12 protein-coding genes are annotated in these 8,170 nt (G+C 61.3%); 11 read left to right on the top strand and 1 reads right to left on the bottom strand.

Features of this window, described 5'->3' with window-relative positions; translation table 11 throughout:
• Nucleotides 1-69: 69 nt before the first annotated feature.
• Nucleotides 70-690, bottom strand: coding sequence for a helix-turn-helix transcriptional regulator (locus GIY56_RS15580; RefSeq protein ID WP_154765787.1), 621 nt, complete (start codon nucleotides 688-690; stop codon nucleotides 70-72).
• A gap of 116 nt (nucleotides 691-806) precedes the next feature.
• On the opposite strand from GIY56_RS15580, the gene GIY56_RS15575 reads away from it, so the two are divergent.
• The 11 genes from GIY56_RS15575 (at nucleotide 807) to GIY56_RS15530 (ending at nucleotide 8,170) form a co-directional block, all read left to right on the top strand.
• The gene (locus GIY56_RS15575) at nucleotides 807-1,049 is read left to right on the top strand and encodes a hypothetical protein (RefSeq protein WP_154765786.1); all 243 of its coding nucleotides are present in this window, start codon (nucleotides 807-809) and stop codon (nucleotides 1,047-1,049) included.
• On the top strand, nucleotides 1,021-1,650 hold the full coding sequence (locus GIY56_RS15570; protein WP_230312568.1) for an acyl-homoserine-lactone synthase: 630 nt from the start codon (nucleotides 1,021-1,023) through the stop codon (nucleotides 1,648-1,650). Before GIY56_RS15575 ends, GIY56_RS15570 begins: the two co-directional genes overlap by 29 nt.
• A 21-nt stretch (nucleotides 1,651-1,671) precedes the next feature.
• Nucleotides 1,672-1,887 carry a hypothetical protein gene (locus GIY56_RS15565; protein WP_154765784.1) on the top strand — a complete coding sequence of 72 codons (216 nt, stop codon included), beginning with the start codon at nucleotides 1,672-1,674 and terminating at the stop codon, nucleotides 1,885-1,887.
• 215 nt (nucleotides 1,888-2,102) lie between these two features.
• Nucleotides 2,103-2,468, top strand: coding sequence for a hypothetical protein (locus GIY56_RS15560; protein ID WP_154765783.1), 366 nt, complete (start codon nucleotides 2,103-2,105; stop codon nucleotides 2,466-2,468).
• A gap of 64 nt (nucleotides 2,469-2,532) precedes the next feature.
• Nucleotides 2,533-3,168 carry a lytic transglycosylase domain-containing protein gene (locus GIY56_RS15555; protein WP_328288575.1) on the top strand — a complete coding sequence of 212 codons (636 nt, stop codon included), beginning with the start codon at nucleotides 2,533-2,535 and terminating at the stop codon, nucleotides 3,166-3,168.
• Nucleotides 3,169-3,183: 15 nt separating this feature from the next.
• Nucleotides 3,184-3,486 carry a TrbC/VirB2 family protein gene (locus GIY56_RS15550; RefSeq protein WP_154765782.1) on the top strand — a complete coding sequence of 101 codons (303 nt, stop codon included), beginning with the start codon at nucleotides 3,184-3,186 and terminating at the stop codon, nucleotides 3,484-3,486.
• Nucleotides 3,486-3,761, top strand: coding sequence for a VirB3 family type IV secretion system protein (locus GIY56_RS15545; protein WP_154765781.1), 276 nt, complete (start codon nucleotides 3,486-3,488; stop codon nucleotides 3,759-3,761). The genes GIY56_RS15550 and GIY56_RS15545 overlap by 1 nt, the downstream gene beginning before the upstream one ends.
• Nucleotides 3,754-6,105, top strand: coding sequence for a VirB4 family type IV secretion/conjugal transfer ATPase (locus tag GIY56_RS15540; protein WP_154765780.1), 2,352 nt, complete (start codon nucleotides 3,754-3,756; stop codon nucleotides 6,103-6,105). Before GIY56_RS15545 ends, GIY56_RS15540 begins: the two co-directional genes overlap by 8 nt.
• Nucleotides 6,098-6,220: a hypothetical protein gene (locus tag GIY56_RS18795; RefSeq protein ID WP_268866584.1), complete on the top strand. Its 123-nt coding sequence runs from the start codon at nucleotides 6,098-6,100 to the stop codon at nucleotides 6,218-6,220. Before GIY56_RS15540 ends, GIY56_RS18795 begins: the two co-directional genes overlap by 8 nt.
• A gap of 4 nt (nucleotides 6,221-6,224) precedes the next feature.
• A complete protein-coding gene (locus GIY56_RS15535) occupies nucleotides 6,225-7,382 on the top strand; it encodes a lytic transglycosylase domain-containing protein (RefSeq protein WP_154765779.1) in 1,158 nt (385 codons plus the stop codon).
• Nucleotides 7,379-8,170, top strand: coding sequence for a type IV secretion system protein (locus tag GIY56_RS15530; RefSeq protein WP_154765778.1), 792 nt, complete (start codon nucleotides 7,379-7,381; stop codon nucleotides 8,168-8,170). Before GIY56_RS15535 ends, GIY56_RS15530 begins: the two co-directional genes overlap by 4 nt.

Raw genomic sequence — 8,170 nt, 5'->3', positions numbered from 1 at the left:
ATAAAGACCTAAGGTCAATTTTGGCTGAAAGGTCTGGCTTTTTAGACAAAATAAAATCGCATGTTGACGTCAGATCAGATTCTGCCTGACGGCAAGCACGACTGCGTTGAGAGTGTTCGGTGCACCGAGTTTTTTTTGTGCGCTATCAAGGCGTGCTTTCAGCGTCGAGACGCTGACCTGAAGCTTTTCGGCTGCCTCCGATTGCCGCAATCCATCGCGCATGGCGGCCAAGGCCTGAAGTTCGGCATCGGTGAGCGCAACCTTGGCTTTCGCAAAAAGCTTGGCCCAGGTTTCGATCTTGCTGTGGAGCACCAGCATCTCGCCCTCATTAAGTTCGCGGTCCTGGCGGGCCACTGACAGGAACGATCTCTTTCTGTCGATCTTGACGACAAAGGTTGCCCCATACTTCAGGCCATGCTTCCGAGCCTGGGTCATGATGCCCCGAGGATCGGGAAACCTGACTTCGGACCATCGGATCGAACCTGTCCGAGCAATGGTCCACGCAGCGACGGGATCCCCGAAAAAATAGTTTTCGCGCTCGTAAAGGGACGTCCAAGCCTCCGGGTAGCGATTAAGGAAGAAGTCAGGCTGGCCGAAGCGCAGCCCGAACCCAATGACGAACCCCACCTGCCCGTAGGTCGAAAGGGATCGCAACTCATCCTCGTGATTGGGAATGATCGATTCGAGCATGATACCCCTCGCTTTGTCTGGCTAAAAAGCCAGCCCTTTTAGCCGACCTCCTGTCAATCCCCGATTGGTTCGTTAAGTCTGCAAATGTGGAAGAAAGAAGGGTCCAAGGCAGGATCATGAAGTCAATCGCCGAACGGGTCACGCCCAAGAACCTGACCGTGCTCGCGTCTGCGGAGTTCACGCCAGACATGGCGGAAAATCTTGTGCAGATGTGCGCTCAGGCCCAAGAAGGCGAATACGTCGTTCTGCAAATTTGCAATTGGGGTGTCTGGGCTGTGACGTCCCACGGCATCAGAATGTTTATCGGATCGACAAGGGAATTTCGTGGAAATGCAGATCCAGCAAGCGAACTTCAATAAGATAGCCGAGATACCTGCGCAATATGACGTGAAGTTTCTCTCGTTGCCTGATGGGGTGCAGCATTGGAACCTGGTGAACAGCTACCTGAAGCTCCGTAAACAAGTCTTCATTGATCGGCTCGATTGGCCCCTTTTCCACGCCGATGATCTTGAGTTCGAGCAATACGACTCATTCGATACCACCTATGTCGTTGCGACTAACGGCGACCAGGTCGTCGGCGGCGCCCGGCTGAGACGGACCGATCAGCTCAGTGGCGGCGGTCATCTTCGGTATAGCTACATGATCCGGGACGCCTGCCTGGGCTTGCTGCCTGGCCTGCCAAAGAACCTCTGCCATGCCATCCCGCCCATGGACCGATCAGTGTGGGAATTGACCCGGATGGTGGTCGATGGGCCGCGTGAGGTGACCCGGATGATCCTCCAGGCCACAAATGATTTCCTTTGCAAGAAGGATGCAGCGTCGGTGCTGTTCCTCGGTTCGCCGGCCTTTCTGCGCATGGCGAAAAGATGGAACTGGCCTGCGCATCAGCTCGGCCCTGTCACGGGCAATGCGGATGGACGCTTTCAGGTTATCGAATGCCCGGTTCGCCGCCCTCAATAAAGAGTATCCAGGAAGTTTGCCATGTTTGCCGCCCGCCATTCCAATGAAACTGTCCAAGCAGAACTGACAAGGAACATGGTCGAAGCGATGCTGAGAAGCTTCGACAGCCTCGCCACGCCCGAGGGCACCGTCACCGTCGAAATCCGAGACAATGCCATGTATGTCGCCAATGGGTCTGGTCCTTCGGAGTTCCTCGGTCTGGCAGCCCTGCCCACCGCTCTTGGCTATATCAAATAACTTCATGCCTCAAGAAAGCCGATGCCCTGCATCTGGCCGATGACCTGTGCCATCCGTCGCCGGTGGCTATCGAGCCTTGGAAAAAAGGCTTTCGTTGTTTAACACATGAATACGACTGATTTTGTGACATATTTATAGCTTGTGCGCAGACTATAGATATGTAAACCTGACGCCTCCTAAGGGTGTCAGGCTTCTTATCGTGGGAAGGCCTGACTGTGAGCACCGAGCAAAAAAGACCCGCCGATGTGGTTTCAGTTGCAGGCCTTCAAGACGTCCTCGATTCCGGCTGGCACCTCCATGTGGTCTGCCGGAAAGCCCCGGAACTGCGGGGGTATCAGTGGCACGGAAGCTGGTATCTGGTGGCTGCCAATCCCGAAACGGACGACTGGGTTGTCCTCGTCACGGCACGCGAGCGTCAGCGCGCCAAGAACGAGGGGCGCTCACCAACTCGAAGCACAAAAGACATCGAGTTCCGTGAAATCAAGACGGCAAGCGGACTCATCAGCCTCCTCACCGAGTTTGGGTTCCGAAACGTCGGCATCCCTACCGAAACGGGATCAAGCGTCATCTTGGCGCGGTAGCTCCACCCGCCTTTGCTTGGCGATTTGTCTGTTAAGTCTGTCGGTTGCCCCCGCTGTAGCCGAAGTGATCCGCTTCGACGCCAAGGGAAACCAGATCGGGCAATCGCATCGCCGTAACCCGGTGAAGCGCTATGACGCCGAAGGTCGCCTGATTGCGCCGCCGAAACCGTCGGCGGCGGCAGATGATCCCGACGCTGCGGATTTCGGGGCCAAGGCGATGACGCTGTTCGAAACCCGCGCACCCTCCCGGCGGATGGTTTCGGCCAATCCGGGCCATGCTGTGGGTATTGCGGCGGCGCGCAGCGTCGCATTGCGCTACCAACACCATCCCGCGCTCAAGGCCAACAAGATCGCGCCCCATGAATGGACGGCGCTGTTCCAGGCGCTTGTCTGGCAGGAGTCGCGCTTCAATCCAGTCGCGCGCAGCCACAAAGGGGCAATCGGTTACGCGCAATTGATGCCGGGCACCGCCGCGCAGCTTGGGGTCAACCCGCATGATCCGGTGCAGAACCTCGACGGCGGGGCACGCTACCTGCTGCTGCAACTCCAGACCTTCCGATCCCCGATGCTGGCGCTTGCCGCCTACAATGCAGGGCCGGGCGCGGTGCAGAAGTATCGCAACAGCGTCCCGCCTTATCGGGAAACCCGCGATTACGTGGTCCGCGTCCTGGCGGAACGCGACCGCATCCTCCGGCAATAGAGAAGGACTGTTCTCGTGACCAAACGACATTTGCTCATGCTGGCGCTCGTAAGCGTCACCCTCGCGTCCGGTGTCGCGGATGACGCGCTCGCGCAAAGCGTGGATTTCTCGAAGGCAGACACCATCGGCAACGATTTCGTCGCGTGGATTCGCGGCAACCTCGCCACGGTTGTGTTCACGGTCGCTTTCGTGCTGACCGGCTTTCTGGCTGCGTTCAACCGGATCAGTTGGCTCTGGGTGCTTCTGGTGGTCGTCGGCGCCTTCCTCGTGTTCGGGGCACCGGCTTTCGTCAGCAGCCTGCGGTCGGCCTTTAGCTGATGGAGCGGCACGCCGTCATTCTCGGGTTGACCCGGCAGGCCAAGCTCCTTGGCCTGCCGATGCCCTACATGATGGCGGTCGGCGCGCTCACAATGCTGCCGTTCATCTGGTTCAAGGTGATCGCATGGCTGCTAACCGGGCCGATCTGGTATGGCCTCGCCCGCGCCTTCGTCGCGGTCAACCCGAACGGCCACAAGGCGGTCGCGGTGGTTCTGAGCAAAACCCCGCCCGCCCTGACGCGCAAGAAGCGAAAGGCGGGACGGCACTATGTTTAACACCAAGATCGGTCCGATCGGCGAGCGCGCGCAGCGCCACGTCCCGAAGTCGCCGCAGTTTTATGCGGAAATGCCCTATGCGCTCGAAGTGGACGATCACATCGTCCGCACCCGCGACAACGCGCTGATGATGAGCCTCGAAATCCGGGGCATTGACGGGATCACCGCGTCGGACCGCGACATTCTCGATCTCGCCAAGAGCTTTGCTGCCATCATGGACGGCCTCGATGATCGGTTCACCTTCTACGTCCACCGGCTGATGCGGCCCGCCGCTTTCGGGTTGAAGCCGATCTACGGGGACACCTTCGCGCATGACGTGGAAGCGGCATGGCGCAGCCATCTGTCCGGTCGCAATCTGCGCGAGTTCATGCTGGTGCTGACGGTCGTGCGCAACAAGCGCGTGCCGCTCAAGATGCCGCTGTTCGCGCGGGCGGCGCGGCGGCTTCTGGACCGCAACACCGAGGAACGCCTGGGCGAGCTGCGCGAGGTCGTCTCCATTCTTGAAACCAGTCTCGGGGTCGGCACCATGCGGCTCAAGATCAGCGATGGAACCCTGCTGGGCTTCTACAGCGCGATCAGCACCGGTCTCTATCGCCCGGAATATCGAGGTCAGCACACGCTGATTGCCGAGGACGTGTCGCTTCTGTCGGTGCGCTTCAAGGGTCCGGTGGCCGAGTTCCGCGACGGCTTCGACACGCCGCGCTTTGCTGCCGTCCTGTCGATCTGGCGCAATGCGAACCAGACCTGGCCGGGGATGCTCGATGCCCTCGACACCGGCACCGACACGGTGATCTCGCACGCCTACACGCCCGTCGCCATGAACAAGGTGAGCGAACTGGCGAAGCGTCGTATCCAACAGATGGAAGCGGCGGGCGATCTGGTCGGCTCCATCGCAGACGATCTCCAACAGACCTATGACGATGTAGAGTCGGGCCGGATCGGGTTTGGCGAGCATCAAATGACGATCACGGTCTTTGCCGACAGCGAGGCCGCGCTTGAGGAACGGGTGTCGCAGGTTCGCAGCGTTGCGGAACAGGCGAAGATCAAGCTCGTGCGCTGCAACGACACGCTGGCCGCGACCTATTTCTCCACGCATCCGGGCAACCAGGATTATGAAATCTGGAACCCTCTCACCAAGTCGATCAACTTTGCCGACATGGCCTCGCTTCACATGGCGCGCGCCGGGGCCGTGGCGAGCGAGCTGCCGTGGCGGACGCCGATCACGGTCTTTCAAACGGTGACGGGTGCCGCGCATCGGTTCAGCTTCCATGCCCCGGGCGATCCGAGCGCGGAACCCACCATCGGGCACACCCTGATCCTCGGGCCTTCGGGCGGCGGCAAGTCCTCGTCGGTGGCCTTCCTTGCGGCGCAATCGCAGCGCGCGGGCGTGCGCGTGATCCTGTTCGACAAGGACCAGGCGCTTCGCATGGCGATCACCGCGATGGGGGGCCGCTACACCGCGATCCGCGCGGGTCACCCGACCGGGCTGAACCCGCTTCTGACCGAGCGCGGCCCACGTGGCGAAGCGTGGCTGATGGACTGGCTTTCCCGGCTTGTGGAAAGGGCCGACGAGAAGCTGACGCCGCACCAGGCCGAAGCCCTGAAAAGCGCCGTGCGCCAGAACGGGCAGGCGCCCGACGAGCTGCGGACCTTCGCCCATTTCGACGATCTGATCGGGGACGTGGGCGACAACCGCGCCCTTGCCATGAAGCTGGCGGAATGGGGTCCGGAAGGCCGCTATAATTGGGTGTTCGGGGACGCCGATCAGCCGGTGATCGACCTGTCCGCGAACATCACGGGCATTGACCTGACGGAAATCCTGGCGATGGCGCGCGAACGGACGGCGGTGCTGTCCTACATCTTCCGCCGCCTGGAGCTGCTGTTCGAGGAAAAGCGCCCGACGCTTCTGGTGATCGACGAAGCCTCGACAGTCTTTGACGATGAGTTCTTTGCCCGCTGGCTGCCGAAATGGCTGGTGACGGTCCGCAAGCTCAACGTGGTGGTGGTGCTGCTAACGCAGTTCCCGTCGCAGATCAGGGAAAGCCGGTCCGGCTCGATCATCCAGGGGATGCCGAACCAGGTGATCTTCCCCAACCGCGCGGCCGATGTGCCCGACTACGAGGGCTTTGGGTTGACCGACAATGAGCTGCACTTCGTGCTGACCGGCCGGACGGCACAACGCCATGCGCTCCTGCGAACCCATGACGGTTCGACAATCCTCAACCTCGATCTCTCGCCGCTCGGGCCGTTGCTGACGGCACTCGGCGGCGGCGAGGCCGGTATCCGGGCTTTTGGTGCCGACTATGCCAACCGCAAGCACTTCTGGAGGAATGATGATGCGTAAGGTTCTGATCCTCGCGGCGGTGACTGCATCGCTCGCAGGTTGCACCGAACAGCCCATTCGCAAGACCAACTGCTGGTCGAGCATGGCCTTCGTCGCCTCGGCCAACTGCCCGTAGGAGGATGGTGGTGCGCTCCCGAAAATCAGTTCTGGCAATGGTGCTGATTGCGTCGGTGACGCTTCCGGTCACGGTGGTGGGACAAGGCGTACCGATTGGCGATTTCAAACGCATCGCGCTCGAAGTCCTCGGGCTGCGCGAGGAAGCTGCCAAGACCGCGGAAATGCAGGACAAGAACCAGGAACGACTCCGCCAAGTCGAGGCCCGCGTCGATCAACTGACGGCGGCTCAACAGACGCTGGACCTGCTTACGGAAACCTCGCGCTTCGTGCCCGGTCTTGAAGGCGCGGGCGTCTCGGGCGGCGGCGCCTTCATGGGCGCGGCTGAAATCTACCCCATCGAGGACAACAATCCCTATGCCGCCCGGATCATGGGCGATGCGCCGGTCACGATTGAACAGATGATCGCGGACACCGCGCAGAAGCACGCGGGCCATCCGGCGCTTGCCCACGCGGGCATCAGCGCGGTCGAGTTCCGGTGCTGGCTCCAGGCGCTCGTCAAGCAGGAGTCCAACTTCTCCATCGGCGCTAAAAGCCATGTCGGTGCCTTCGGCCTGACGCAGATCATGCCGGGTACCTTCACCGAGCTTGGCATCCCCGACGATGGCAGCCGACAAGACCCTCGCGTGCAGCTTGACGGCGGCGCGCGCTATCTCCTGAAGGGCCTCGGCATGTTCGGCTCCATGCCGCTGGCGCTTGCGGCCTATAACGCCGGGCCGGGCGCGGTGCAGAAATACAACGGCATCCCGCCCTACAAGGAAACGCAGAACTATGTCGTGAAGATCACGGGCTACTACAACCGCTACGCGGCCCGGATGGGTGGCAACGCGGCGGCGGTCGGAACGCTCGACCCGCGCGACATGGTGATTGCCGATGCGTCGAACCTTTCGGACGCGGCCATGGGCTACGCGGCCGTCAGCATGAACACCATGCACGGCTCCATGACCCGGCTCCGGCAAATCCTGATGCAAGTCGAAGATACCGGCTCGGTGAAAAACGCGATGGACCTGAACACCTATGCGCGGGCCGAAGTGGCGCGCATGGCGGTGATCCTGGCGCGGTTGCAAGCGGTGCAGCGCAAGGTCGAGGCGGCGCGCACCGCGCTGACCCTCGAAGCCTATGCGCGTGATGAGGAATACCTGCGAGTGAGGTTGGACGGATGAAACTGACGACAAGACTTCTGACCGGTGCGACAGTCGCCCTCGCCCTCACCCTGCCTGCGGGCGGCCAGGGCGTGCCCACCATCGACGTGACTAGCCTGGCGAAGCTCGGGGAACAGCTTGTAGAGGCAAAACTTCAGTTAAAAGAGCAGATCGCCCAGAACGTGAAGCTGGACGAGCAGACCCGTCAGATGCTGGAACAGATCCTGCTTCTCCAGAACCAGATCGACGCGCTGCGGAATGGATTGACGCTGACGGACCTCGGCGTCGATCCCGACAGCTTCCTGCGGGACATTCTGCCTGACTTTGCGGACCTCACGGCTTCTGTCGAGGCGGCGCGGACGGGCAACTGGACCGGCGTGCTGGCCTCGGGCGACACCTTCCGGGGTGGCGGCTCCGTCAGCGGCCATGTGGATCGCACCTTCGAGCAATCCGGTCTGTCGCGTGAGCGCGTGGACACGCTGGCGAGCAGCGAGGATCAGACGGCTTCCCGCATCGGCCAGTCGGCCAATGTGAGCGCTTTCATGAGCGTGGCGGCGGAAAGCTCGTCGGAGGCGGCAAAGGACAGCCTGACGCGGCTCGATGGCCTCGTGCAGAAGATCCCCGACACCGGCGGGTTGAAGGAAGCGATCGACCTCAACACGCGGGTCACGGCCGAGCTTGGCATTGCCCTGGCGAATGTGTGGTCGATGGAAGCGATCCAGACGGTCGGACAGGGCAACATGGGCGTCATGGACGCGGCAACCGCCGCCGACGAGGAAAAATATCTGCGGATGAAGCTGGAGGAATGA

This window comes from Paracoccus lichenicola (assembly GCF_009708075.1).
Classification (GTDB): domain Bacteria; phylum Pseudomonadota; class Alphaproteobacteria; order Rhodobacterales; family Rhodobacteraceae; genus Paracoccus; species Paracoccus lichenicola.
The sequence above is the reverse complement of the archived record's forward strand: the minus strand, read 5'-3'. Positions and strand labels throughout refer to the sequence as shown.

Coding starts and splice junctions, on each gene's coding strand:
- GIY56_RS15540 (WP_154765780.1), top strand. CDS start 3,754: ATGTTTAACACCAAGATCGGTCCGATCGGCGAGCGCGCGCAGCGCCAC.
- GIY56_RS15580 (WP_154765787.1), bottom strand. CDS start 690: ATGCTCGAATCGATCATTCCCAATCACGAGGATGAGTTGCGATCCCTT.
- GIY56_RS15530 (WP_154765778.1), top strand. CDS start 7,379: ATGAAACTGACGACAAGACTTCTGACCGGTGCGACAGTCGCCCTCGCC.
- GIY56_RS15575 (WP_154765786.1), top strand. CDS start 807: ATGAAGTCAATCGCCGAACGGGTCACGCCCAAGAACCTGACCGTGCTC.
- GIY56_RS15545 (WP_154765781.1), top strand. CDS start 3,486: ATGGAGCGGCACGCCGTCATTCTCGGGTTGACCCGGCAGGCCAAGCTC.
- GIY56_RS15535 (WP_154765779.1), top strand. CDS start 6,225: ATGGTGGTGCGCTCCCGAAAATCAGTTCTGGCAATGGTGCTGATTGCG.
- GIY56_RS18795 (WP_268866584.1), top strand. CDS start 6,098: ATGCGTAAGGTTCTGATCCTCGCGGCGGTGACTGCATCGCTCGCAGGT.
- GIY56_RS15565 (WP_154765784.1), top strand. CDS start 1,672: ATGTTTGCCGCCCGCCATTCCAATGAAACTGTCCAAGCAGAACTGACA.
- GIY56_RS15570 (WP_230312568.1), top strand. CDS start 1,021: ATGCAGATCCAGCAAGCGAACTTCAATAAGATAGCCGAGATACCTGCG.